The sequence below is a fragment of the Synechococcus sp. W60.1 genome (genome assembly GCF_047461575.1).
Taxonomy (GTDB): domain Bacteria; phylum Cyanobacteriota; class Cyanobacteriia; order Thermostichales; family Thermostichaceae; genus Thermostichus.
Map to the genome: position 1 here is coordinate 301465 of NZ_JANSHL010000001.1, position 22933 is coordinate 324397.

Consider the following 22933-nt stretch of genomic DNA (forward strand, 5'->3'; position numbering starts at 1 on the left):
CCTAGACCCCTTTCCAGCGTAAACTACCCCACGGCTGCAAGATCTGACGGCACCGACACCGTCCTGGCCTTATGGCTGGCGAGGCTTTTTGCGGTAGCGACCTTCTCGCCCGACCGATGGGCTCTCGCCCCCTCACCAGAGGCAGGCCTGCAGTGGGCTCCAGCTTGCATACCAGGGTCAGAGTCTGTTCCAGGCTAAGGTTGTATCATGCATAACCAAGGGCAGTGCTTTTTCCCAGGCATGTTCCCGCCGGCGGTGCGGAGCACCCATGCTGGGGTATATTGGCCATAGCTTTCTTGGTAGATGGAACTGGCAGATCTGGATCCCGATCAACATCCCTGACAACCCCAACGCCAGAGCTGGTAGGAGGCAAGGATGGCTGACTACAATCGCGGCATTATGAAGTTCAAGGGGGCAGATAGCCCAATTGTCGTTTTGATCTCGGCAGGAATTGTGGCCGGTGTGGTTTCGGCCCTGATCTGGTGGGCTTTGCACTTTGCTTACGCAGCTTGAGTCTCAGCCCATATCAGAAGCCGAGGTCAGTTTTTCCTACATTGCCAGCCTCCCGAGCAAAGGAGGGGAGTGGGACGAGGCTTCTTTGCAACGCTTGCGGCAGTCTCTTCAACGTTGGTACCGTGACCACGGAAGGGATCTGCCCTGGCGCCGCACCCGGGATCCTTACGCCATTTGGGTTTCGGAAGTGATGTTACAGCAAACCCAGGTGGCAACAGTTATCCCCTACTTTCAGCGCTGGATGCAAACCCTGCCCGGGATCCCAGCATTGGCGGCAGCCCCCCAGCAGCAGGTGCTGAAACTGTGGGAGGGCCTAGGCTACTACCGGCGGGCCCTGAACTTGCACAAAGCTGCCCAAATCCTGGTGCGGGAACGGAACGGCGAGTTCCCCAGGGATTTGGAGCAGGTGCTGGCTCTGCCGGGGATCGGGCGCACCACAGCCGGCGGCATTCTCAGCGCTGCCTTCGATCAGCCTTTGCCCATTTTGGATGGCAACGTTAAGCGGGTGCTGGCTCGCTTGGTGGCTTTGCAACAGCCTCCGGCCCAGTGTCTGCCCCTGTTGTGGCAGCTTTCCGAGCAATTGTTGGATCCCGTGCAGCCACGGGCTTTTAACCAAGCCCTGATGGATTTGGGGGCTACCGTCTGTCGTCCCAAAAAGCCTCACTGTGGCCGGTGCCCTTGGCAAGCGGATTGCAGCGCCTACAATCGAGGTCAACACCAACAATTGCCTATGTCTGCACCCCGTGCCTCTCGTCCTCACAAGCAAATCGCGGTTGCCATTGTTCTGCGGGGGAAAGAAATCCTTATCGATCGACGACTGGAAAGCTCAATGCTCAGCGGGCTGTGGGAGTTTCCCGGAGGGAAAATCGAGCCGGGAGAAACGGCTGCCGAGTGTGTAGTACGGGAGGTAAAAGAAGAAATCGGCATCGATATCGAGGTGGTCGCGCCGCTAGCCACCGTCGAACATGCCTATACCCATTTCACCGTTACTCTTATCGCTTTTATCTGTCGCTACCTGGGCGGAGAAGCCCAAGCCCTGCAATGTAGCGAGGTGCGCTGGGTCAGCCCGGCGGAGCTGTCGGAATTTCCCTTCCCAGGGGCCAATCAAAAGTTGTTTCCCCACTTGTATGCTTGGCTGGCAGAGCATGGCAACCCATGATGAACCCACCCAATCCGCCAAATGGCTTAGACCCTTCTGGAACGTTTGCCCCAAGACATTCGATAGGATAGTAGATGTCCTGCTGCCGTGAGCTACGGATATGCTTGTCACTCTGGAAAAAGCTGGGGAGATTCTGGCTAAGGGATCCCACACAGCCATCACAACCACAGATGGCAAGATCGCGCTGGTGCCCAAGGGAAAAGAAACCCTCAAACTGACGGCCAACGAAGCCATTAACCTAATGTTTTACGTCGTCCGCTCCGCTGAACCGGCAGAGACGGTGATGGCCCAACTGGAGGAGGCAGTTGCCAAAGCTCAAGCCCCCGATCCAGCCGAGGAACGGGCCAGAAAATATCGAGAACTTCGTGGCGTCTAAACGGATGGGCACTCGTGCCGGTTGGATCCCTTCGCAAACTGGAGAGAGACCCCAAAACAAAGATTAAAAGCAGGAGGAGCTGAGGGCGACAAACTTCCCATCGGTGGTCCACCCCAGCAGCATGGGCTCTTGCGGTTGAATGGCTCGTCCGGTGAGAGCGCAGCATTGGGCTTGGTGGGCCGTGGCCGGGAAGCTGGCCCGAATATCCTCAGGACTGAGGGTGGCAGCCCCTTGAGAGTGACGCAGGACATAACTCCAAAGAATTTCCCGTATGAGGGCCTGGTAACCCTGATTTCCGGCCAACGCCTTCAGCCGCTGCTTCAGCTCACGTTCCAGCCGAATGCTGGTCACTTCCATCTGAGTCGTGGGAATGGGGGAATGGGCGCGGATGGGCATGCAGGGATCCTCCCTCGAAAAGCCTATACTACTTTTGTGGCATAGCTAACTTCTCGCCCGAGCGGGGATCCCGGCCTGGGTGAGATGGCTCAGGTCAAAATGGTTGCAAGCTGTGCAGTTCTGACCGCTAAGGCAACGTCAGCACCTGAGTGTATGGTTGAGTTGATCCCGTCCCGCCGTCGTGCCTTGGAACATTTGCTGGCTCGTCTTGGATTCAGGGATCCGGCTTTGCTGGAACAACTGCGCTGGGATCTGCTGGATCAGGCCTTGATTCACCCTTCTCTGGATGGCCAGCGGAACAACGATCGGCTGGAGTTGTTGGGGGATTCTGTCCTGCGGATTTTGGTTACGGAATTCTTGTTTCAGTCCTATCCCCATCTGTCGGTGGGAGAGCTGACCGCGATTCGCTCTGACCTGATCAGCGATGCTCACCTGGCAGAACTGGCGGATCTGCAGGGCCTGGATCGCTACCTGGAGGTGGGATCCAGCTCGCAAAACGACTTGGCCGGGCGGGGTCGGCGGCTGGCGGATGCTTTCGAGGCTCTCCTGGGAGCCTTTTATCTCAGTTGGGGTATTTACACGCTGCCCAGGCTGCATCCCTGGCTGGATCCCTATCTACACCGGCGAGTGGAGCAGTGGTTTCAAGACCCCACTCGGCGCAACCCCAAAGCAGCCTTGCAAGAACTGACCCAACGCCTTTGGGGTAGCCTGCCCGAATACCGCCTGGTGGCCGCCCAGGAGCATCCCCCTCATTTCACCATGGAAGTTTGGGGGCAAGGGCGGTGCTGGGGCCGCGGTGAAGGTCGCTCGAAAAAGGCTGCGGAAATGGCCGCCGCTGCTCAAGCCTACGAACACTTGCAGTCGGAGAAGACATGAGAGGCAACCACCGCTACGAGTTGGCCAGTTGGTTGTTTTTGCTGGGGAGCAGCCTGTTTGCGGCGAGCGAGGTGATGACCTTGGGTAGCGACCCCCCTCCGTGGGATCCCGCAGCTCCAACCCTTCTCAATCTAAAGGTTGTCCGAACCCTGCTGGGAATAGGAGCCAGTCTCCTGTTCGTCGTAGGCAGTGCTCTGTTTATCCTCGATGCCCGTCACCGCTGAGATGCGCCCCTTATCCAGCAACCACAATAGCCCTTCTCCGAGAGCGGAGAGAGGCGAATAGATGAGAAGCTTGCTAATAGGGACTTCTTCCGGCTACAGGATCCGCAGGCGAGAGACTTTCTTTCTGTGGCAACCCTTCCGGCTCGTTTGACGAGTCATTCGGACGAGAGGAAAAAGATGGCTCTGGGCTGCTCGCGTCGGCAGGATCCATCCCCGGCAAAGCCAAAGAACCAGCAGCCTCGGTGGCCCGAGCATACAGCCTGGCTCGAACCTCTGCCTCCTGCTTGGGCTTCAGATAGAGGTTCTCCAGCAGCACCGCCATACCCGCCACCCACGGGGGGGCGATCACCGCCCCAACAATACCCAACAACTGGGTACCGCCCAGCACCGCCAGCAACTGATACAAGGGCTTCACCTGCACCGAGGATCCCACCAACAGAGGATCCAACACATAGGTTTCCAGGTTTTGAACGGCAACGTATAGGATCAGCACCCACAAAAAAGTCCAGCCCCCCTGAACGATTGCCACCACCAAGGCGGGCAGGGATCCCAGTACCGGCCCAATGAAGGGGATAAGGTTGGTAAACCCAGCGATCACCCCCAGCGCCAGAGCAAACTCCGACAGGCCCAGAAAGCGAAGCGAGACGGTGATCATCACACCCAAAATGGCAGAGACCAGCACCCGCCCCTGGATGTAGCCCCCCATGCGCTGAGCCATCGGGTGTACCTGCTCAGCAAGCCGCTCATTCCAGGGATAGGGAAACAACTCCACCAAGCCCCGCACCAAGTCAGAGCCGCTCACCAGCATGTAGCCGGAAATGAAGAGGGTCAGCACCATGGTCAGCAGACCGCCCAGCAAACCACGGGTGAAGTCGAAAGACTGCACCAGCACCCGTTGTCCCGAGCGAACCGCCCAGCTCATCAACGACTGAGGGTCGAGCAACTGGTTTAGGTAGTCCAGCGCCGCCGGATCCACCCCCGCCAGATCGGCAATCCAGGTATCCACCAACAGTTGCAACTGCTCCAGATAGAAAGGCAGCCTCGTCAGCAACCGCTGGGTCTGAGTTACCACCGTTGGGCCAATGAGCAGAGCCAAGCCGGCAATCCCGGCAATTAAGCTCAAATACACCAGCACAACCCCCAGCCAGCGGGGGATGCGTAATCGCTCGGCCAGATCCACCAGGGGAGCCAGCGCTGCCGCCACCACCACCGCGATCATCACCGTCAGCACCAAGCTGCGCAGTTGCCACAGCAGCAACAACAGCATCCCTGTGGCCACCACCAGGGCTACAGAGGATACGGAGATGGTCAGTTGTCTTCGGCTCATCACTTGGCTGGGTTCTCTTCAGGGGGGCGTTCAAGCCCCCCTAGGTAACAGATGGCTCTACCATCCTGGCCTGGCTTGGACGAACTTGCCAAATGCTCCTGGGCAAAGACCCCAAACCCAGCGCTTCAGATCCTCAGCAAAAACCCCGCCAGAGCTGAGCTACCGCAACAGTTCCCTCCGCACCGCTTCTACATATTCCAGCAGCCCCGGGGATCCCGTGCCGGAAGCCCGCCACAACATCAAAGCGCTACCCAAATCGGAAGCGGCACCAGCCCTATCCTCTCCCTGGTAAGCGCGCGCCATACCGCGGTGGTAGTAACCTTCAGCCCGCTGGGGCTGCACCTCGATAGCCCGGCTGAAATCCTGAACGGCCAAATTGAAGTCGCAGATGCTGGCCCACATCAGGCCGCGATGGACATAGGCCTCGAAAAGATCGGCAGCACTTTGATTTTGCTTGGCCAGCTCAATCGCCAGATGCGACACATCAAACGCCGATTCCAGATGGCCTTGTTCGGCCCAAATGCGGGAGCGGATCAAGTGCAATTGCGGGTTGTGATAGGCAATCCGATCCAGGGGAGACAAGGTCGCCAGAGCCTGCTCAGGTTCTTGCAAACGCTCGTGTTGGATTTTGGCCTTGAGCAAATAGGCTTCAGCCAGATAGGGATCCAAAGCAATAGCAATATCCAGATCCCGCAGAGCGGAGCGCATCAGGTAAGCAATGGCAGAAGCATGCTCCGGCTGCGGTAAAGCAGCAGGATCCTCCTGAGACTGACGCCAGAAGTATTGCGCCCGTTGCAGATAAAGTTGCGCATTTCCCGGCTCCTGCTGGATGAATTGGGTTAGCAGCGCCAGCTCATTGGGAACATCCGCCTGAGCAGAGAATGGAGAAAGGGTAGGATCCTGACGCCGAGGCCGTGCCGACAGGGCAGGGCTTGAGCTGGAACGGCCAACACCCCCGGCGGGCTGGGGAGCTGCCTGCTGTACCAGCAACTGATGAGCCTGCTGCTGGTGAGCTAGAGAGCGCTGCTCAAGCTGCTGTACCCGTTCTTGCAGCTGGGCTTGCCGCATGAGCCAAGATCCAGAACCTGCTTCATCTTCAAACAAGGCCTGGGATGAGGGCAGGGAGTGCTCCCAAGCTTGTAGAGAAACCTCAGTGACAGGACTCTGGCTCTTACGAGATGAGGTCAACCAGCCACCTTCGCCAATCAAAAACGGCAAAGACAGCAAACCCAACAGCGCCGAGCCGGAGAACAAAAGACTGGGCTTAAGCATGGATCCCACCCCTTGAAATAGCCTAGAAATGAAGAGTTGCCTCTAAGCTAGTTCGCCACAGCCGCAGTGTCCAGACTTTCGGCGATACCCGTCCTGCCCCAAGACCTGGAAACTCCCCTCTAGGGGATTCTGCCACCCGCCAGATCCACCAACTCCACGCGGCGATTCTTCGCCCGGCCTTCCTCAGTGGTGTTGCTGGCCACAGGAGCAGAGAACCCCACACCAACCGGATAGAGTCGACGTTGCTCGATGCCAAGCTGAACCAACCGGTTGACAACCGCCTCGGCCCGGCGCCGCGAGAGACCTAGGTTGTAGTCGAAGCTACCGGTTGCATCGGTATGACCGACCACGAGGATGCTGAGGTTGGTGCGCTCGCGCATCAGCTTGGCGATCTCGGCAAGGGTGGGCTCGACAGCCGCTTCGATTTGATCCGAGTCATAGGCAAAGAGAATGCCGTAGAGGAAGTGCCACCCTTACCTTGGTTCAGTTCGACTCCCAGGATCCCTATGAAGTCATTCACCGCTTCAAGCCAATTGCCGAGGTCCCTGAGCTGACCCGCGAGACCTACGTGCCGCGAGCTTCTACTCCCTTGCTGGATGCCATGGGGCGCGGCATCATCGACCTAGAAAAGAGCCTCAGCGAACTCAGCGAGGCAGATCGCCCGGCCAAGGTTGTGATGGTTGTGGTAACCGATGGGCAAGAGAATGCCAGTCGCGAGTTCCGCAAAGAGCAAATTGAGAAGATGATCAAGGAAAAAACCGAGAAGGAGAGCTGGCAGTTTGTCTTCTTAAGCGCCGATCTGGCTGCCATTGGGGATGCCCAAACCGTTGGCTTCGCTCCCAGCGCGTCCTTGCTATATCAGAAGTCTAAATTGGGCAGCGCAGGAGCGTGGACTTCTCTCTCTCGGCGCACCTCCGAGTACCGATTGGCTGTTCGCCAGAGGCTTATGTTCCTTGATGAAGACCGACAGCATCCCGACGATCCGAACAAGGGCAAGGAAGAAAGCTAATCCCTTTGCGGATAGGGCTTTGTGGGCAGGTTGACACGGGAAGCCCCTCGGATCCAGGGAAAGGGGAAGTATCGCAATGACCTCTGGGCCAGCGGGGATCCCTTCAGCGCCGTCGTCTGGAGCAGCGACGCAGTAACCAACTGGCGGCGGCCCGGTCGCCTTCATCCCACGCCAACCGCTCCACGGCCACCATCACCATCGAGGTGATTACAGCTTCACTTAAATGGCGAGAACGCAAGTGCTGCACGGCTGAAGTGGCGGCCTCTAGGTCGCGTCTGCGGATGGCGCGGAGCAGCTCATCAGACATAGACCAAGTCAACGAGCCTCACTTCCTTTCTGCCCCCTTTCTACCCCAAGAGCCAAAAATTTCCCTTTTCCTTCACCTGCTTGTCAGATAATGCAAAAGTTCGTCTTACTCTCACGAAATATCTCACAAAATGTCTTAGGAATTGTTATACTTTTTGCCCCTGAGCCGACCAGGCATGTTAGGCAGCAGGAAGAGCCACAGGAGAGCACGGGATCCCTTTGATAAGCCGCTCCATTTCTGCTTGTAAATCTTGGGTGAGGGCTTGTACGGCTTGTCGGCGGTTGGCCTGGTAGGCGGGCCAGCGTTCGGAAACCGAGAGGGGATCCCCAATGCTGAAACGGGCCAGGCGGGGTCCCAAGCGGGGGGGAGCAGTTCCAACGGGATTTTCTCCTTTGATCCAAGCCAGCAGACTCCAGAGGCGCAGGGCGGTTTCCGCCAACTCGTCTGGACTTAGACTGGGCTGCTCGGGCATGGGGCGCACCGCAAACACCATCAAGGTTTCCGCCAAGCGCATGTGCCAGAGGTGAAAACTGGCCTCAGCAGCCACTCGATTGGCCAGCCCCCTTTCCAAAGCCGAGAGAGCAGCAATATCGGCAATATCTTCGCGGTAGATCCAGGCCCAGCCCGCCTGTTCGATGCGGTGCCGCCGCTCGATGAAGTCTCCTTGAGGCTCTAGGCCGAAATGTTGCTCGGCCACCCGCAGGGCCAGATCTGACAAGCTTTGAAGACGCGCCAACAGATCCCCCTCTTTAACTTGGGCTCTATCTGCAGCAGGAAGAGCAGGGGCATAGAAGCGCTCATAGAAGGTCTGCATGACCTGGAGCAGGTGTTCTCCCAAGCGAAGGATACGGGCCAGCAAAAAGGCTTGACCGGCGTGAGCCGAGCGCGTGGGCGGCAGCTTGCAATCGGCCTCCATGCGGCTGAGCAATCTATTCAGAGCGGCACTGGGATCCCTCAGGTAAGAATAGCGAAGGCCCACCGGCAGGATCAGCACCTGCTCTGGCCGTCCCGCCTTGTGCAGATCCTCCACCGCCCAAAAGCTCATCTGGGCTACCCCCGGCTCCAACGGGTTGAGAAGACTGCTCATGCCGTTGATCGTTCCTTCTGGAGCTACCGCCAGCGGATATTGGCCCGATACAAACTGCTCACGAGAACTCTTTAGCCCTGCCCGATCCAGACGGCCCCGCAAAATCGGGATCCCGCCCAAGCGTGGCAAGCCCCAACGGGCAACGGATCCCAGCCACAGAGGTAGGCCGCGGTCGTAGACAAACAAAACGTGGGGCCGGCCCCGAAAGCGGATCCCCTGGCGTTGGGCCACCTGCGGCAGGAGATGGGCGAACAAGTACATCAAGCAGGGGGGATCATCGAGGGTCGGGTGTCGAAACGCCACCAACAGGCGAATCTTGCCCGCCTCAAACTGCTGATAAAGCTGAGCCAAACGCTCTCCCCCCTCCACTTCAACGCGAGGGATCCCTTTGGTCCATCGCAACCAAAAGGGCAAGCCTGCTTGAGCGAAATGAACGACCCAAGGCGTCAATCGCGGCGGCAAAAACTTGAGGGGTGGCTGAACCTTCTGTTGCATAGGGATCCTCATCTAGGGTCAGCAAGATCGGTGAACCTAGGCTTTGGATCCCATCTTAAAGAGGGCAAAGCGGGAAGAAAGCTGCGCAGTGACAGTTCGTCAACTGGATCCCTTCTCCTCAACCCCAGGAGAGGTTCAAGCCCCAGCAGTTTTTTTTCGGCGACCGCGAGTCGCTTTGGGGGAAGCTTCTTTGCTTGGGGTTGACTCCTCCACCCCCTGGCCGTTTAGCACTTGCTTGAGGTGAATGTGCTTGTAACCCAGCTGAATCTCGAACTCATCCCCAGGCTTGAGATTCATTTTTTCGGTGTAGGCCGACCCAATGATCAACTGCCCATTTTTGTGAACGCTGACCCGAAAGGTTGGTTCACGACCGCGCTTGTCTCGGCTGGAACTTGGGCTGAGGCTCAGACCTTTTGCCGCCAGCACCGCGTCATAGAACTCATTCAAGTTGACGCGAGGCTTGTTGGTCTTGGTCATGGTTACATAGCCACATCGCTTTGCCGTTTCTCGGCGTGGAAGATGCCCCAACGCTTCGACCTTCTGCAGCAGAGCCTTCCCGGTTAAAGGTTGTGGTGGTATATCTGACATTTTTTAATGTCCTACATCCTTCCCCTAAGATCATAGCCTTATGGTGTACCCCTGCAACCGAAAGTCGGAGGCTTTTTTGAAGACAGGTTTTTCTCCTGTTCCTTGAGCCGGCAGCTCGGAAGGAAAAGCCTCTTCTCACTCAAGAGATGTTCCCGCTCTTGCCAAAAGGTGATGGAGGCAAAAAGAACTCAAGCGCTGAAGGCTGCTGGGGTTTGCGTGGAGGGAGCTGACAAAAGATTGCCGTTGGAATAGGGGTGGTGCCGTGGCGCAGATGCAATTGACCGCCTTTGAGAGGGGAAAGCAATTGAGACTTCACCCCATGGCCGAAGGCGCGCAGGGGATAGGCATTGCTTGGAGACAACCTCATCCTCACTCGTCAGGTGCCCCGAACTCTGATCACGTCTTCTGCAACTTCCGCCAGAAAACGGGCTCGATCTTCCCAAAAACCGCCATAGAGACGGGCACGGCGATTGCCATTGCCTTGCGGAAATGGGTCGAAAAGATAGCCAGAGCGGGTGTGAAGCTGGATGCCATCACACCTGGCCCGGCGGTCACTTTCCCCTCTTGGCAAAGGCCGGTCACATCTGAGTAGTGGCTGAGGGATCCCCTCTTCGACATTTCTTTAGATAGGAGACCAGTGAGCGCGAGTTGCCCAAAGCAAGTTATTCATTCAGGATCCACTCGATTGGCTGCCGCTGAGACAACGATGAGTGGCAAGCTCACCAGCAAACAAAAGCCCCATTGCTCCCAAGACAGGGGTGCTGTGTCGAAGATAATGTTGAACAGGCTCCACTGGCTGAAGAGGATCTGCAGCAGGATGGCCGCCCCAATGCCGATGGCAATGGCTGCTGTATCCATGAGGCGCTCATGGCGCTCCAATTGGCTGGCACGTCCACGGCCCAACAGGGTAGGAATGGCCTGGCTGAGGCTGAGCAAGTAGAAGATGCGCCCGATCACCAACGCTTGGATGGCCATGGTGCGGGCCAGGTTAAGGTTGCCGGTGGTTTGTTCGATGTATTCAAAAACCCCGAAGATCAAGATCCAGTTGAACACGGACACCAGCAGGATGCGCTGCAGCAGCCTAGGAGAGAGCAAGTTGGCCTCCGGATCCCGCGGTGGGCGAGTCATCTCTCGGCCTGTGCTCGGCTCAAAGGCAAGAGGCACCGTCATGGTGATGGAGTTGATCATGTTTAGCCACAGCACTTGAATGGCCAGAATGGGGAGCTCGCGGTTGAGCAGCACGCTGAGGAGAATCGTCATCGATTCCCCCCCCGTTCACCGGCAGGATGAAGGCAATGGCTTTGAGCAGGTTGTTGTAAACCGTGCGCCCCTCCTCAACGGCTGCCTCAATGGAGGCGAAGTTGTCATCGGTCAGGATCATGTCGGCAGCAGCTTTGGCCACTTCGGTGCCGCCTCGCCCCATGGCAATCCCCACATCTGCTTGCTTTAGGGCCGGAGCGTCGTTGACGCCATCGCCGGTCATGGCCACGATCTGCCCCCGCGCTTGCAGAGCTTCCACCAGGCGCAGCTTTTGCTCTGGCACCACCCGTGCGAAGACGGATCCCCGATTGGCAGCTTCCACAAATTCCTCCGGGCTGAGCTGCTCCAGATCTCGACCGCTGTAGGCTTGCACAGGTTTTCCACCGCCCAAGCCCATCTGCTCGGCAATGGCCTGAGCCGTGAGCACGTGGTCGCCGGTGATCATCTTCACCTGCATCCCAGCCGTTTGACAGGAACGCACGGCGGCAATGGCCTCCGGCCGCGGCGGGTCAATCATTCCCTGCAAACCGAGGAAGATTAAACCCTCCTGCAGATCTGGGTGATCCACCCGAGTTTGGCTGCTGGGGACGGTTTTTTGGGCAAAGGCCAGAACTCGCAGCCCCTGCCGTGCCAAGGCCTCCACCTGCTGGCGAATCCGCTCCTCTTCCAGAGGCTGGATCTCCCCCTGGGATCCCATCTGGCTATGGCAGCGGGACAAGAGAGCCTCTACGGATCCCTTGACATAGAGGCAATGCTCTTCTGGCCCCAGCCGGTGCAGGGTGGCCATGTACTGAAACTCGGATTCAAAGGGGATGCTGTCCAGGCGAGGGCGGCGGCGCTGCAGTTCTTCCAGATCCAGACCCCCCTTCTGGGCTGCCACAAGCAGAGCCGCCTCGGTGGGATCCCCTACCACCTCCCACTGGCCGTTGTCTTTGGGTTGCAGACGGGTGTCATTGCAGAGGCAGCCGGCCAAGAGACAAGCCTGTAACGCCAGCAGCCGCTCCACTTCCACTGGATCACCCCCCTCCTGGGCCAGGATTTGTCCCTGAGGACTGTAGCCACTGCCCGTAACTTGGTAGAGCTGGGATCCGGCGTAGATGGCCTGCACCGTCATCTGGTTTTCCGTGAGGGTGCCGGTTTTGTCAGAGCAAATTACCGTAGCGCTGCCCAGGGTCTCCACCGCCGGCAGCTTGCGAATGATGGCGTGGCGCTGCGCCATGCGGGAAACCCCAATAGCCAAGGTAACCGTCACCACCGCCGGCAAGCCTTCGGGAATGGCGCTAACGGCCAGAGCCACTGCCGCCTCAAAGACACTGGCCGCCCCCTGTCCCTGAGCCAATCCCACCAAAAAGGTGAGCCCGGCCAAGCTGAGGATGATCCTGAGCAGCATGAGGCTGAATTCCTCGAACTTGCGTGTTAGGGGAGTTTGCAGGGATCCCCCCTTTTCGACCAACTCCGAGATACGGCCTGTTTGAGTCTGGTTGCCAATGGCCACCACCACCCCTGCTCCTTGGCCGAAGGTAACAAAGCTGCCGGCATAGGCCATGTTCTGGCGGTCGGCTAGGGGTGTGTCTTCCGCCAGGGATCCCAGCCGTTTTTCCACCGGCACCGACTCTCCGGTCAGGGCCGATTCATCCACCTGCAAGTTGCGCACGCTCAGCAAGCGCAGGTCGGCGGGCACCTTATCTCCCGAGCTCAAGAGCACCACATCCCCCGGCACCAGCTCCCGCGAGGGCAGCCGCAGTTTTTGCCCCTCCCGGATGACAGTAACCTCCGTCACCACCGACTGGGCCAGGGCGGCGATCGCTTCCTCCGCTTTGGACTCTTGGATGTAGCTGATGAGGGCGTTGATCACCACCACCGCCCAGATCACGATGGCGTTGCGCCAGGATCCCAGGAACGCCTTGATTGCCCCGGCCACCAGCAGGATGTAGAGCAACGACTGGTTAAACTGCTGCAGGAACTTAAGCCAGGCCGGGGTAGCTGCCTTGGCCTTCAGCTCATTGGGGCCATATTGCTGCTGCCGCCGGGCCACCTCGGCTTGAGAGAGGCCCTTTTCCAACAGCCCTGCCAAAGACAGCTCCTCTCCGAAAAGTCTCTGGATGGCCTGCTCCTCTGGCAGAGCATGCCAGGCAAGGGCCGGGAGCAGCTCAGGGGATGAGGATCTTGCCATGATCGGTGAGTCACCACAACACAACAGTAGGAGGAGCTTCCCGCTCTTCTCTCTGACAGCCTAGCGGATGCCGTCTGCCCCTTCCCAGCAAGACGCTCCCCAAGCGGCTCCCTCCAACCCTGAGGCAAGCGTCAAGCGCAGCCTCTTGGCCGCCCCTGGAGGATGAGTGAAGATGGACAAGTGGGCACGGAACACCCCCGCTATCCCAATGTGTTTGCTTTGGGGGATGCCTCTTCCCTGCCGACTTCCAAAACGGCAGCCGAAGTCCGCGACAGGCGCCGGTGCTAGCGGAAAACCTCTTAGCAGCCATGCAGCCCAGGCCCTTGCCCGCTCGCTACGACGGCTACACCTGCTGCCCCCTGATTACTGGCTACAACTCCCTGATCATGGCAGAGTTTGCCTATGACGGGAAGCTGGCCCCCTCCTTTCCTCTAGATCCAACGCGGGAGCGCTACTCCATGTACCTGGCTCAAATGCACCTGTTGCCTTGTTGGCAGCGCCGTGCGCAGGTCGCCCGAGTACTCCCGGAACAGCTCACCGGCAGGTATTTTTGGCCCTTCCAAGCCGGCTGTAGGCTCCCCAAACACGGCCGCTCACCCTTTCTCGCAAGCAGAACCAAGTCTGACTGCTCCAGACTGTCTCGAGAAGGAGGATTGCGGGCAAAGCTACAAAATATTTCTTGGCATCAAATTTTTTGAGATGTAGGGATTTACCACATAACTTTCCGCTAATCTCGGTAAAGGCCAAATAGTCAGAGTGGAGAAGTCTCATCTTGAGGATGTTGCCGTATGGCGGACGAAGCAGAGCTAGGGTGTCTCATTAAGAGGCTAGAGGAAATTGTAAAGCAGCAGAGAGGTATCCAAGCTGTTACTCAGTTTCCAAGAAACTGGCGGAAAAGAGATATTTTGCGTCAAGCAAGAGAGTGGGGCTGGGAAATTGTTCAGCGAAATGCCAGACATAGCACGAAAGCTGTCCGCGGCAATTTAAGGATTTCTATTCCTGGCCACGGTGACGGAGATGCTCTGAAAGTAGGATCGGCTCACAAGATCTTAACGGAACTAGCAGAGCCTGTACTCAGAGAGCTACAGCTTCAACAGCAAGAGTGCATCAACCTACTTATTAGCTTCCTAGCGAGAGGTATTAGCTTTAGCTCTTCAGGTGAAGCAGATTTACTAGCTAGGCGGATTGGGTTTCTAGAAGAGCAGAACAAAAAACTTGAACTTAAAATAGTCGAGACTGAGGAAGCAGCTCTTAGCTTGCTTACCGAGAAAGAACTTGAGAATCAGCGGCTAGCCAACAAAGTGAGAGAGCTTGCGGAAGAGCAGCTTCAAGCACAAGAGATTCTCGGTCGTGCTATTGTGGTTCTGAAGAAGCTCAGACACCTCTTTGATCAGCTTCAGAATGTGGTAAACCAACTTCCTATACTATGGGTTAGAAGCTCTCTGCAAGGTTACCTGAACAACATCCAGTCTATTTTTGAAACTAGCCTACTCCCTGCCGGTTCTGGGAAGTTGCTTCAGGAGAATGAGCAGGAGCCTTACCAAGGGAAGTTGCTTCAGGAGAACAACCATGGGTCTCATCGAGAGTCTTGAAACGGCGATCGCAACCTCTCGTCGCAATTATGCTGAGCTCCTTGAGTTGACAGGACAACTGGTTGCTGAGCGACAGCAGCAAAGTCAAAGAATTTGGATACGGCTGAATGCTAAGCCTTGGACGACAGCAACCCTTAAAAGAGCTTTTGCTTCCTTTGCGGCAGCTCGAGATTATTTTGGCAAGCGCTACGGCGTAAAGGCAAGAGGGTGGAAAGCCTTGGCAGAGCAGGTCAATACCGTTGAGACTGCATTGATTCACTTGGGGCTGGCTATTCGCGAAAACCCCCAAGTAACTCCCCTCTTAGGGGATGAAAGACACCAATCTATCCAAGAGGATGCCCACCTACTTAGTGAATAAAGTATGCTTGTTGCGCGTAGAGTGTTTACTGTTTGCTTCCATCTGCCTAGGCGAAGTGCACCTAAACTCTGCAGAAACCCCATTTCAGGGAGATGGCTTGAGGTGGAGATCTTCAAGTCCGTCAACAGAGTTAAAAAGCCGCGCCCCTACCCCCCTTCCCGGAGAGGAGTTTTTCTACAGGCAGGCTTTGAGCTTTTTCAGTACCGCCCGATCCAGTACCAGCAGTGCTGGGCGCAAGCCTCCTGAGTACCCCCAGAAAAAGCCCACCGGCAGATGGCCCTTGGGCGCTTCCAGGTTGGTTTCAAGCTCCTCGTACCCCAGCCAGCGGCCCTGCACCTGCCAGCCGACTCTTTCCCCCATGCAGTCTTCGCGGGGCAAGGCTGAGAAGGAGCCCGAACGGATCCCTCCTCTTCCCTCCGGGTCACACTCCTGCCAAAGTTGCTTCTGGACGGTAAAGCCAAAGCGCCCATGGCTGGCCCGCACCCACAGTTGGTCAATCAGCCGCAGCATGGGGCAGGGGAAGGCCTGAACATCCTTGGGATCAAAAAAGCCCACTTGCGAGCGCCCAGCAAGCTTCAGCATCAGGGCTGTCGTCCAGCGATCCGCCTCCCCCCACTGCCCCGCTCGCAGCCGATCCCACAGACCTTGCAAGGCAGGGGCTGCTTCCCCCACCCACTCTGGCCAAGAGAGAGTTCCGGGCAGGGATCCCCCCTTCCCTCTCTCCTCTGGACAGACCTCAGGAAAAATCAGGGATCCGGATCCCTCTTCTCTTCCAGCTTTTTTGGCAGTGGCAGGGGTGGGAGGTGCTACCAGTTGCTCTAGCTCTTCCGCCGAGTGCCGGGACAGGAGCTGTTCCAGCTCGTCTTGGGGTTGTGGAGGCTGGGCCAAGATCTGCTCCAGCTCCCTCAGCTCTTGGGTGCGGATGGCTGGCTCAAAAGCAACCGGCTTCCTCCCTTGTTGAGAGGCTTCTGCCGGTAACAGTGCCAGCCACTCGGCCATGGTTTGCGGGCGCTCTTCTGGGTGGAGAGCCATCCCTTTGAGAATGGCAGCCTCCACAACCTCGGGAATGTTGGGGTTAAGGCTGCGAGGGGTATCCAACTGGCGGCCTGTGGCCCGCACTGGCGCACACATAGGCACCATCCCCGTCAGCGCCGTGTAGAGGGTTGCTGCCAAGGCGTAGACATCGGTGAAGGCGCCGCGGCGGCGCAAGCTGTCGTATTGCTCTAGAGGAGCATAGCCATCGGTGCCGTAGGAGGTGTGGCGTTGGATCAGACCTTGGGTGTAGCCGCGAGCTAGGCCAAAGTCGATCAAAACTGCCTGCCCGGATCCCTCCTGCACCATGATGTTGGCTGGTTTCACATCCCGATGCAGGATCCCCTGTTCGTGCAGGGCCATCAGGGCGGATCCCACCTCCTGCGTCAGGCGCAGGGCCTCTGGCAAGGGCAACGGCCCCTTTTGCCGCAAAAGCTGGTGCAGAGTCTGGCCGCGGATGTACTCCATGACAATGCACCAGCGATCCTGCTCCCAGATCACCTCTTCCACCTTCACCACATGGGGGTGGCGGCAGCGGGCCAGTTGCAGCGCCTCATTCATGAAGTTCTGCTGGAAGTGGGGATAGTCGGGATCCTCACGAAGGCTGTCGTTCAAAACTTTGATAACCACCTGGTCGGCGCGAACGCTATCCCAGGCCCGGTAGGTGATGCCGAAGCCCCCCTCTCCTAAGATGGCCTCAATGCGGTAGCGCCCCCCCTGTAGTCTTTCGCCGACTGCCCAAGCCATACCTGACCCCCGCCTCTAGGGCCATTGTGTCACGGGGATCAGTAAATTGACGGCACATAAAACTGCTTAGAAGTCTACGGGCAGCACTCCAGTTTTCACCTGGAAGGTGCGCGCCTGTCCATCGCGGATGACCCGCAGCGTCAGCGTATTGCCCACCCCAGCGGCTTCCACCAACTGCTGCACCTGCTCGGCATCGCGGATGGCCTGCCCATTGATTTCGGTGATCACATCCCCCTCCCGCAAGCCAATCTCCTCAGCCGGGGATCCCGAAATCACCTGCCCGATCAAGACCCCTTCTTCCACTGTCAGCGTGGTGGGACGAGCGGGGTCGCGGTTGAGGCGCGCCACAATGTCAGGGTTGAGGGTGATCATGCGAATGCCCAAGAAGGCGTGTTCTACCCGACCGTCACGGATCAGTTGCTCGGCAATGTCCATGGCGCGGTTGATGGGGATGGCAAAGCCCACACTCTGGGCCCACTGGAAGATGGCCGTATTCACCCCAATCACGCGGCCTTCCGCATCCAGCAGTGGGCCACCCGAGTTGCCGGGGTTAATGGCCGCATCCGTTTGCAGGAAAGTCACCCGCTTGTTGACAGCCCCAATTTGCCCGGAGGAGCGCCCGACGGCGCTGATGATCCCGGCAGTCACGGTATTGTCTAAGCCCAGCGGGTTGCCAATGGCAATAGCCCAATCCCCTGGTCGCACCAAGTCAGAGTTACCCAGGGTAACCGTGGGCAGATTCTCCCCCTCAATTTTGATCACTGCGATATCGGTAACCGGATCTGAGCCCTTCACCTCTCCTTCAAAGGTGCGCCCATCCAGCAGATGAACCCTGACTCGCTCGCTGCCTTCCACCACATGGGCGTTGGTGAGGATCAGGCCACTGGCGTCGATGATAAAGCCCGATCCGGTGCCCTCCTGCTGAAACTCCTGCGGCAACTGCGGTAGTTGATCCCCAAAGAAGCGGCGAAACAGGGGCTGGTTGAACAGTTCTGGGTTGACCCCCCTCGACACGGTGCGGGTGGCATCGATGCGCACCACCGCTGGGCCGACCTTTTGGGCGACTGCAGCAATAAAATTAGAAGGCCGGACGGCATCGGCGGGAGGGGCAGAATTCGCAGCCTCAGGGCGGGGCTCAGACCAGGGCAAAAGGGATCCTACTCCCTCACCGGCCCGTTGCGTCCAAGTGACCAGAGGAGTTTGCTGTAACCACTCCTGCCCCGATCGAGACGATAGCCAGACCCCACCCGCGACGCCTCCACCAAACAGAGCCATCGCCAAAAGTGTGTGCCGTAGAATCCGCGCCATGATCCCTCCCAAAGCTAAGCCGTATCGCCAAGACTCAAAAGGCGTGAACCCGCTCCCTGACTTACGCCGTCGAAACTCAGTTCACTCCTGGCCTATTCTACCTATTTTTACTCTTCCTTTCGGATTTCGGGGTATGTGTGTTCACCTTAGCAAATCTTGCGGGCAAAGGCAGTGCTCGAAACACCCAAAATGATCGGGGATCCGAGCGAGCTCCATTCCTCCGAGCCGCAAGGGTGGGATCTGTGGCAGCGCCACCGCGCCTGGATGCAGTTGGCCTTGCGAGAAGCTGAGCAAGCGGGAGAAGCCGGAGAGGTGCCGGTGGCAGCTCTGGTGGTCGGGCCAGGGGAAGAGCTGTTGGCCCTGAGCAGTAACCGGCGGGAACGGGATCGGGATCCCACGGCCCATGCGGAGATCCTAGCCCTACGGCAGGCAGGGCAGCGCTTGGGCGATTGGCAGCTGCAGGGCTGTCGGCTGTATGTGACCCTGGAGCCCTGCCCTATGTGTGCGGGGGCAATCAGCCAATCGCGGCTGGCCCAGGTAATCTACGGCGCCGATGATCCCAAGGCCGGAGCACTGCGCAGCGTGCTCAATTTGCCAGCTTCTGCCGCCAGCTTCCATTGCCCGGAGGTCATCGGCGGAGTCTGCGAGGCCGAGTGTCGCCGCCTATTGCAGCAGTGGTTTTGCCGCCGCCGCGGGATCCCCTCTGAGCCGGCTGAATCCTGACCGAGGGACTGGGGGCGGAAAATTCTGGGTTGAATGGGTTGAAGTCGTGCATCTGCAGGATGTTTTTGATACTGTCATAACGGGTTCGGCTGGCCCTTGCCCGGGATCCCGCACCAGCCTCAAAAAAGGCTTTCCGAGTGCGGGATCTCTTGAGCCCAACGGTGGCCGCTTGGGTTGTTGAGGGTGCGTCGGCCCTATGCCTGGATTCTCAAAACCCGACTTGTCTGGGATCCCTCGCCGGCTGTGATACTCTTTCCCAGAGGATTGGTGTGTGACTATTACCCTCTCCTTCTCTCCTCCGCCATCAGCCTCGATTAGAGGTATTGCCCTTCTGGTTTGGGCTTGGCTGTGCTTGACCTTTCCGGTGCAGGCACGGGTGCTGCTGCGGGTAGGTATTGCCGTCAACAAGCCCCAGGTCACCGTCGGCAGCTCTACCGGAGCCCGCATATTGAATGCCCAGGGACAGCCGCTGGCAGAGGTGCAGGCCATGCAACCGCTGCAGGCCAGCCGTTCGGGTTCAGCAGTCAGTTTGGCCGGCCAACAGGGAGAACGTCTTTACCTACAGCCCACCACCTCCGATGGGTTAGTGTTTATCGACCAGAATTGGTACCGTGGCTTGGTGGAGTTGATCCCTGGCGAGCGTGGGGTGATTGCCATCAACCAAGTTGGCTTGGAAGACTACGTTTCCAGCGTGGTGGGCAGCGAGATGGGACACCGTTTTCCCATGGAGGCTCTCAAAGCCCAAGCCGTGGCCTCCCGCACCTATGCCCTCTACCACCGCAGTCGCCGTTCCCAGCAGCCTTTTGACTTAGGAAACGGGATTGATTGGCAGGTTTACAAGGGGGTAGCTGCCGAATCCAGCCGTACCCAAGCGGCTGCCCGTGAGACCGCCGGGCAGGTTCTCATCTACCAGGGGCAGTTGATCAATGCGGTTTTCCACTCCTCTGCGGGGGGACATACGGATGATGCAGGCAATGTCTGGTTAGAGTCGCGGCCCTACTTACAGGGGGTGCCGGATTTCGATCAGCACTCACCGGTGTTTAGCTGGACGGCCACCGTTCCTGCCCAACAGATTCAGCAATTGGCTGCCGGGATCGGTGCCATTCGTTCTGTGGAGGTACTGCGCAGCTCCCCGTGGGGACGGGCAATCACGGTGCGCTTGACGGGATCCCAAGGAATCAAAGATCTCAGTGCTGGCGATTTTCGTCGGGCTCTAGGGTTGCGCAGCACAAAGATTGCCATTAGCCCGCGCGGGGAGGCCACCACTACGGCCAGCCTGGCTCCTGTGGCAGGGACATTCCCAGCTTTCTTTGAGATTCATGGGCGGGGCTACGGGCACGGGGTGGGCATGAGCCAGTGGGGAGCTGCCGCCCTGGCCAGCCAAAACTACTCTTACCAACAGATCCTCAGCCACTACTACCGCAACACCAGTCTGGCAGTGGTGGAAGGACGTTAAGGCTCAACTTCAAGGAGAAGCCAACAAAATAATCGATTGGTAGCAAAAGTAGCTGCAGTTTTTAAGAGCTTATGGAAAGCAGCATTCTGAGCATTCTATGCAGATCTGGAGGGGTTTCCCAAGGGTTCGTTGGGGTTCTGTAGATTTTGTTAACTTTGAGTTAACTCTAACGTTGCACCATCTCTTACGATAGACGGGCAGCTTCTGCCGGAATCGAAAGCTGGCCTGCCTGCGACCCCTGTTTTTGAAGGCTCCGCGCTGCTGTGGCAAGATCGGGAGAAGCCCTGGAAAATTTGGGTTACGTCCCCTGAAGATTTTGTAGAGATCTTGAATTCCCCCCTCAGAATCCTCAGGATCGGCTCAATAATAATTGAGATACGTTTACCAGGATCGACCTCTACCTCTTCTCTTTCGAGCCCATAACTTTAACCCCAGGTATCTGTCCTATGTCCATTGCCACCTTAGCTCCTGCTTTTCCCGAACGTTGTCCGGTGCTGCCGGAAGCGCTCACGCCCCTGTGCGAGATCGCCCGTAACTATTGGTGGACTTGGAACCCGGATCACCTCACCATTTTCCGGGAAATGGATCCCGCCCTGTGGGAAAAAACCTCCCACAACCCGGTGCGCATGCTGGAGGAGGTTTCCTACTTGCGGTTGGCAGCCTTGGCCACCGATGTAAACTACCTCAACACGTTGAACCGGATGGTGCAGTCCTATCGGCAGTACATGGCGGCTGAGGATACCTGGGCCAAGCGCACCATGAAAACCTACGACTGGCAGCGTCCCATTGCCTATTTCTGTGCCGAATACGGCTTGCACGAGTCTTTGCCCACCTACTCTGGTGGGCTGGGTATGTTGGCTGCCGATCACCTCAAGTCGGCTTCAGATTTGGGGGTGCCCCTGGTGGCCGTCGGATTGCTCTACCGTCAGGGCTACTTCCAACAGCGCCTGGACAACAATGGCTGGCAGGGGGAGCTTTATGAAGACTCTGAGTTTGAGTCTCTGCCGTTGACTTTGGTGCGCCAGCCGGATGGCAGCCCTCTGTTGGTGGAAGTGGCGATGCGGCAGCGGTTGGTGAAGGCGCGTGCCTGGCGAGCAGACGTGGGCCGGGTACCTCTTTTTCTGCTGGACACCGACCTGCCGGAGAACGACCCCATCGACCGCTGGATTACCGCCCACCTCTACGGGGGCAGCACCGATACCCGCATCGCCCAAGAGTGCATTCTAGGCATCGGTGGGGTGCGTCTGCTGCGCCAGTTGGGTTTGGATCCCATGGTCTATCACATGAATGAAGGGCACGCTGCTTTCCTAACGCTGGAGTTGCTGCGGGAGGAAGTGGCGCGGGGCACCCCCTTCGAGACGGCGGAGGCCAAGGTGCGGGAAAAATGTGTGTTTACTACCCATACACCGGTGCCGGCTGGCCACGATGCCTTTAGCCCCAATGAGATGGATGCGTTCTTTGCCTCCTTCTGGCCTCAACTGGGCCTGACGCGGGAACAATTTTTGGCTTTGGGAGCTCGGCGCACTGGGGATCCCTGGGAGCGCTTTAACATGACGGTGCTGGCTTTGCGGTACGCGCGGGCGGCCAATGGCGTAAGCAAGCTCCACGGACGGGTTTCTCGCGAAATGTGGCATGTGCTCTACCCTGAGCGATCGGTGGATGAGGTGCCCATCAGCTCCATTACCAATGGGGTTCACGCCCGTACCTGGGTTTCCCCTCTCTTCTGGAACCTCTACGACCAGTACTTGGGCCCCGATTGGCCGGAGCGGGTGTCAGACCCGGAACTGTGGGCCAAGGTGGAAGAGATCCCAGATGAAGAACTGTGGCGGCGCAAAGAGGCTCTGCGGGAGCGGCTGGTGTCTTTTACCCGTCACCGGGTGTTGCGGGCCCGGCGCAATCGCGGCGAAAGCAATGAGCGCATCCAAGCGGTCAACCAGTTGCTGGATCCCAAGGTCTTGACGATTGGGTTTGCCCGCCGCTTCAGCACCTACAAGCGAGGAGATTTGATCCTGCGAGATCTGGAGCGAATTACCCGCATCTTCACCAACAAAGAGCACCCTGTGCAAATTATCTTCGCCGGCAAGGCCCATCCCCGGGATGAAGGGGGCAAGCGCCTGATCCAGCGGGTGGTGGAATGGTCCAACCGGCCTGAGGTGGCCAACCGGGTCGCCTTCATCGAAAATTACGATGCCTATGTCGCTCGCAATTTGGTGCAGGGGGTCGATGTGTGGCTGAACAACCCGCGACGCCCTCTGGAAGCCTCTGGCACCTCAGGGCAAAAGGTGGGCTTCAGTGGGGGATTGAATTTGTCGGTGCTGGATGGCTGGTGGCCGGAGGGTTACAACGGTCGCAATGGCTGGGCTATTGGCCAAGAAATCGAAGGTCTGGATCCCGCTGCCCAAGATGACTTGGACGCCAACTCCCTCTACGACTTGTTGGAGTATGAAGTAATCCCCATGTTCTACGACCGGGATGAGAAAGGGATCCCGCGCCGCTGGATTGCCCGCATGAAGGAGGCGATCCGCACGCTCAACCCCGTTTTCAACACCGACCGCATGGTAGCGGAGTACGTGCTGAAAATCTACGAGCCTCAGCCCCTGGAAGCAGAGGCGAGCCGGACTTTGTTGGGTTCGGCTGTTGCCGGCTAGGGTGGAC

23 protein-coding genes and 1 pseudogene are annotated in these 22933 nt (G+C 58.1%); 12 read left to right on the forward strand and 12 right to left on the reverse strand.

From position 1 onward, the window contains the following. Nucleotides 1-375: 375 nt before the first annotated feature. The 3 genes from NW805_RS01370 to NW805_RS01380 all read left to right on the forward strand — a co-directional run bounded on the left by NW805_RS01370 (nucleotide 376) and on the right by NW805_RS01380 (nucleotide 2048). A complete protein-coding gene (locus NW805_RS01370; protein WP_011432392.1) occupies nucleotides 376-513 on the forward strand; it encodes a hypothetical protein in 138 nt (45 codons plus the stop codon). Between the two features lie 94 nt (nucleotides 514-607). Next, on the forward strand, nucleotides 608-1672 hold the full coding sequence (gene mutY / locus NW805_RS01375) for an A/G-specific adenine glycosylase (RefSeq protein WP_414421403.1): 1065 nt from the start codon (nucleotides 608-610) through the stop codon (nucleotides 1670-1672). Nucleotides 1673-1772: 100 nt separating this feature from the next. Further along, a complete protein-coding gene (locus tag NW805_RS01380; protein ID WP_099812344.1) occupies nucleotides 1773-2048 on the forward strand; it encodes a hypothetical protein in 276 nt (91 codons plus the stop codon). Between the two features lie 63 nt (nucleotides 2049-2111). Here NW805_RS01380 and NW805_RS01385 read toward each other — a convergent pair whose 3' ends face one another. Beyond that, nucleotides 2112-2444, reverse strand: coding sequence for a hypothetical protein (locus tag NW805_RS01385; RefSeq protein WP_414349980.1), 333 nt, complete (start codon nucleotides 2442-2444; stop codon nucleotides 2112-2114). Between the two features lie 153 nt (nucleotides 2445-2597). Here NW805_RS01385 and rnc point away from each other — a divergent pair, with 153 nt between their 5' ends. Together rnc and NW805_RS01395 are read left to right on the forward strand one after the other, a co-directional pair. After that, entirely contained in the window at nucleotides 2598-3320 is a 723-nt protein-coding gene (rnc, locus tag NW805_RS01390; RefSeq protein WP_414381356.1) for a ribonuclease III, read from the forward strand. Continuing rightward, on the forward strand, nucleotides 3317-3544 hold the full coding sequence (locus tag NW805_RS01395) for a hypothetical protein (RefSeq protein ID WP_414421404.1): 228 nt from the start codon (nucleotides 3317-3319) through the stop codon (nucleotides 3542-3544). Before rnc ends, NW805_RS01395 begins: the two co-directional genes overlap by 4 nt. A gap of 73 nt (nucleotides 3545-3617) precedes the next feature. Here NW805_RS01395 and NW805_RS01400 read toward each other — a convergent pair whose 3' ends face one another. From NW805_RS01400 to NW805_RS01410, 3 genes are all read right to left on the reverse strand, one after another. Further along, nucleotides 3618-4871: an AI-2E family transporter gene (locus NW805_RS01400; protein WP_414421405.1), complete on the reverse strand. Its 1254-nt coding sequence runs from the start codon at nucleotides 4869-4871 to the stop codon at nucleotides 3618-3620. 159 nt (nucleotides 4872-5030) lie between these two features. Beyond that, nucleotides 5031-6143: a hypothetical protein gene (locus NW805_RS01405; RefSeq protein ID WP_414421406.1), complete on the reverse strand. Its 1113-nt coding sequence runs from the start codon at nucleotides 6141-6143 to the stop codon at nucleotides 5031-5033. A 119-nt stretch (nucleotides 6144-6262) separates the two neighbouring features. Then, nucleotides 6263-6595, reverse strand: coding sequence for an OmpA family protein (locus NW805_RS01410; protein ID WP_414421488.1), 333 nt, complete (start codon nucleotides 6593-6595; stop codon nucleotides 6263-6265). Between the two features lie 26 nt (nucleotides 6596-6621). Between NW805_RS01410 and NW805_RS01415 the strand changes: the two genes are divergently transcribed. Continuing rightward, the gene (locus NW805_RS01415) at nucleotides 6622-7152 is read left to right on the forward strand and encodes a hypothetical protein (RefSeq protein WP_011432401.1); all 531 of its coding nucleotides are present in this window, start codon (nucleotides 6622-6624) and stop codon (nucleotides 7150-7152) included. A 103-nt stretch (nucleotides 7153-7255) separates the two neighbouring features. Here the strand turns inward: NW805_RS01415 and NW805_RS01420 are convergent, their stop codons facing one another. The 6 genes and pseudogenes from NW805_RS01420 to NW805_RS01445 all read right to left on the reverse strand — a co-directional run bounded on the left by NW805_RS01420 (nucleotide 7256) and on the right by NW805_RS01445 (nucleotide 13062). Further along, a complete protein-coding gene (locus NW805_RS01420; RefSeq protein ID WP_041436260.1) occupies nucleotides 7256-7459 on the reverse strand; it encodes a hypothetical protein in 204 nt (67 codons plus the stop codon). A 178-nt stretch (nucleotides 7460-7637) separates the two neighbouring features. After that, complete coding sequence (locus NW805_RS01425) at nucleotides 7638-9041, reverse strand: 1-acyl-sn-glycerol-3-phosphate acyltransferase (protein WP_414421407.1); 1404 nt, start codon at nucleotides 9039-9041, stop codon at nucleotides 7638-7640. A 135-nt stretch (nucleotides 9042-9176) separates the two neighbouring features. After that, on the reverse strand, nucleotides 9177-9629 hold the full coding sequence (locus tag NW805_RS01430) for an AbrB family transcriptional regulator (RefSeq protein ID WP_414343799.1): 453 nt from the start codon (nucleotides 9627-9629) through the stop codon (nucleotides 9177-9179). A 139-nt stretch (nucleotides 9630-9768) separates the two neighbouring features. Beyond that, complete coding sequence (locus tag NW805_RS01435) at nucleotides 9769-9996, reverse strand: hypothetical protein (RefSeq protein WP_414421408.1); 228 nt, start codon at nucleotides 9994-9996, stop codon at nucleotides 9769-9771. A 9-nt stretch (nucleotides 9997-10005) separates the two neighbouring features. Further along, a complete protein-coding gene (locus NW805_RS01440; RefSeq protein ID WP_414343797.1) occupies nucleotides 10006-10200 on the reverse strand; it encodes a hypothetical protein in 195 nt (64 codons plus the stop codon). 95 nt (nucleotides 10201-10295) lie between these two features. Then, nucleotides 10296-13062 (reverse strand): annotated as a pseudogene (locus NW805_RS01445) (cation-transporting P-type ATPase). A 162-nt stretch (nucleotides 13063-13224) separates the two neighbouring features. On the opposite strand from NW805_RS01445, the gene NW805_RS01450 reads away from it, so the two are divergent. The 3 genes from NW805_RS01450 (at nucleotide 13225) to NW805_RS01460 (ending at nucleotide 15012) form a co-directional block, all read left to right on the forward strand. After that, a complete protein-coding gene (locus NW805_RS01450) occupies nucleotides 13225-13350 on the forward strand; it encodes a hypothetical protein (RefSeq protein ID WP_414421409.1) in 126 nt (41 codons plus the stop codon). A 500-nt stretch (nucleotides 13351-13850) separates the two neighbouring features. After that, nucleotides 13851-14654 carry a hypothetical protein gene (locus NW805_RS01455; protein WP_414421410.1) on the forward strand — a complete coding sequence of 268 codons (804 nt, stop codon included), beginning with the start codon at nucleotides 13851-13853 and terminating at the stop codon, nucleotides 14652-14654. After that, on the forward strand, nucleotides 14632-15012 hold the full coding sequence (locus NW805_RS01460; RefSeq protein WP_414421411.1) for a hypothetical protein: 381 nt from the start codon (nucleotides 14632-14634) through the stop codon (nucleotides 15010-15012). Before NW805_RS01455 ends, NW805_RS01460 begins: the two co-directional genes overlap by 23 nt. A gap of 174 nt (nucleotides 15013-15186) precedes the next feature. Here NW805_RS01460 and NW805_RS01465 read toward each other — a convergent pair whose 3' ends face one another. Beyond that, complete coding sequence (locus NW805_RS01465) at nucleotides 15187-16791, reverse strand: serine/threonine-protein kinase (protein ID WP_414421412.1); 1605 nt, start codon at nucleotides 16789-16791, stop codon at nucleotides 15187-15189. 66 nt (nucleotides 16792-16857) lie between these two features. Further along, entirely contained in the window at nucleotides 16858-18099 is a 1242-nt protein-coding gene (locus NW805_RS01470; RefSeq protein ID WP_414421413.1) for an HhoA/HhoB/HtrA family serine endopeptidase, read from the reverse strand. Between the two features lie 189 nt (nucleotides 18100-18288). Between NW805_RS01470 and NW805_RS01475 the strand changes: the two genes are divergently transcribed. The 3 genes from NW805_RS01475 to glgP all read left to right on the forward strand — a co-directional run bounded on the left by NW805_RS01475 (nucleotide 18289) and on the right by glgP (nucleotide 22926). Next, nucleotides 18289-18822, forward strand: coding sequence for a nucleoside deaminase (locus tag NW805_RS01475; RefSeq protein ID WP_414421489.1), 534 nt, complete (start codon nucleotides 18289-18291; stop codon nucleotides 18820-18822). 271 nt (nucleotides 18823-19093) lie between these two features. Further along, nucleotides 19094-20278 carry a SpoIID/LytB domain-containing protein gene (locus NW805_RS01480; protein WP_414421414.1) on the forward strand — a complete coding sequence of 395 codons (1185 nt, stop codon included), beginning with the start codon at nucleotides 19094-19096 and terminating at the stop codon, nucleotides 20276-20278. A 446-nt stretch (nucleotides 20279-20724) separates the two neighbouring features. Further along, complete coding sequence (gene glgP, locus NW805_RS01485; RefSeq protein WP_414421415.1) at nucleotides 20725-22926, forward strand: alpha-glucan family phosphorylase; 2202 nt, start codon at nucleotides 20725-20727, stop codon at nucleotides 22924-22926. The last annotated feature ends 7 nt before the right edge of the window (nucleotides 22927-22933 follow it).

Bases quoted from the DNA above. Each gene is read 5' to 3' on its own strand.
- NW805_RS01370 (WP_011432392.1), top strand. From the start codon at position 376: ATGGCTGACTACAATCGCGGCATTATGAAGTTCAAGGGGGCAGATAGC.
- NW805_RS01380 (WP_099812344.1), top strand. From the start codon at position 1,773: ATGCTTGTCACTCTGGAAAAAGCTGGGGAGATTCTGGCTAAGGGATCC.
- NW805_RS01385 (WP_414349980.1), bottom strand. From the start codon at position 2,444: ATGCCCATCCGCGCCCATTCCCCCATTCCCACGACTCAGATGGAAGTG.
- rnc (WP_414381356.1), top strand. From the start codon at position 2,598: ATGGTTGAGTTGATCCCGTCCCGCCGTCGTGCCTTGGAACATTTGCTG.
- NW805_RS01395 (WP_414421404.1), top strand. From the start codon at position 3,317: ATGAGAGGCAACCACCGCTACGAGTTGGCCAGTTGGTTGTTTTTGCTG.
- NW805_RS01400 (WP_414421405.1), bottom strand. From the start codon at position 4,871: ATGAGCCGAAGACAACTGACCATCTCCGTATCCTCTGTAGCCCTGGTG.
- NW805_RS01405 (WP_414421406.1), bottom strand. From the start codon at position 6,143: ATGCTTAAGCCCAGTCTTTTGTTCTCCGGCTCGGCGCTGTTGGGTTTG.
- NW805_RS01420 (WP_041436260.1), bottom strand. From the start codon at position 7,459: ATGTCTGATGAGCTGCTCCGCGCCATCCGCAGACGCGACCTAGAGGCC.
- NW805_RS01425 (WP_414421407.1), bottom strand. From the start codon at position 9,041: ATGCAACAGAAGGTTCAGCCACCCCTCAAGTTTTTGCCGCCGCGATTG.
- NW805_RS01430 (WP_414343799.1), bottom strand. From the start codon at position 9,629: ATGTCAGATATACCACCACAACCTTTAACCGGGAAGGCTCTGCTGCAG.
- NW805_RS01435 (WP_414421408.1), bottom strand. From the start codon at position 9,996: ATGAGGTTGTCTCCAAGCAATGCCTATCCCCTGCGCGCCTTCGGCCAT.
- NW805_RS01450 (WP_414421409.1), top strand. From the start codon at position 13,225: ATGAGTGAAGATGGACAAGTGGGCACGGAACACCCCCGCTATCCCAAT.
- NW805_RS01455 (WP_414421410.1), top strand. From the start codon at position 13,851: ATGGCGGACGAAGCAGAGCTAGGGTGTCTCATTAAGAGGCTAGAGGAA.
- NW805_RS01460 (WP_414421411.1), top strand. From the start codon at position 14,632: ATGGGTCTCATCGAGAGTCTTGAAACGGCGATCGCAACCTCTCGTCGC.
- NW805_RS01465 (WP_414421412.1), bottom strand. From the start codon at position 16,791: ATGGCTTGGGCAGTCGGCGAAAGACTACAGGGGGGGCGCTACCGCATT.
- NW805_RS01470 (WP_414421413.1), bottom strand. From the start codon at position 18,099: ATGGCGCGGATTCTACGGCACACACTTTTGGCGATGGCTCTGTTTGGT.
- NW805_RS01475 (WP_414421489.1), top strand. From the start codon at position 18,289: ATGATCGGGGATCCGAGCGAGCTCCATTCCTCCGAGCCGCAAGGGTGG.
- glgP (WP_414421415.1), top strand. From the start codon at position 20,725: ATGTCCATTGCCACCTTAGCTCCTGCTTTTCCCGAACGTTGTCCGGTG.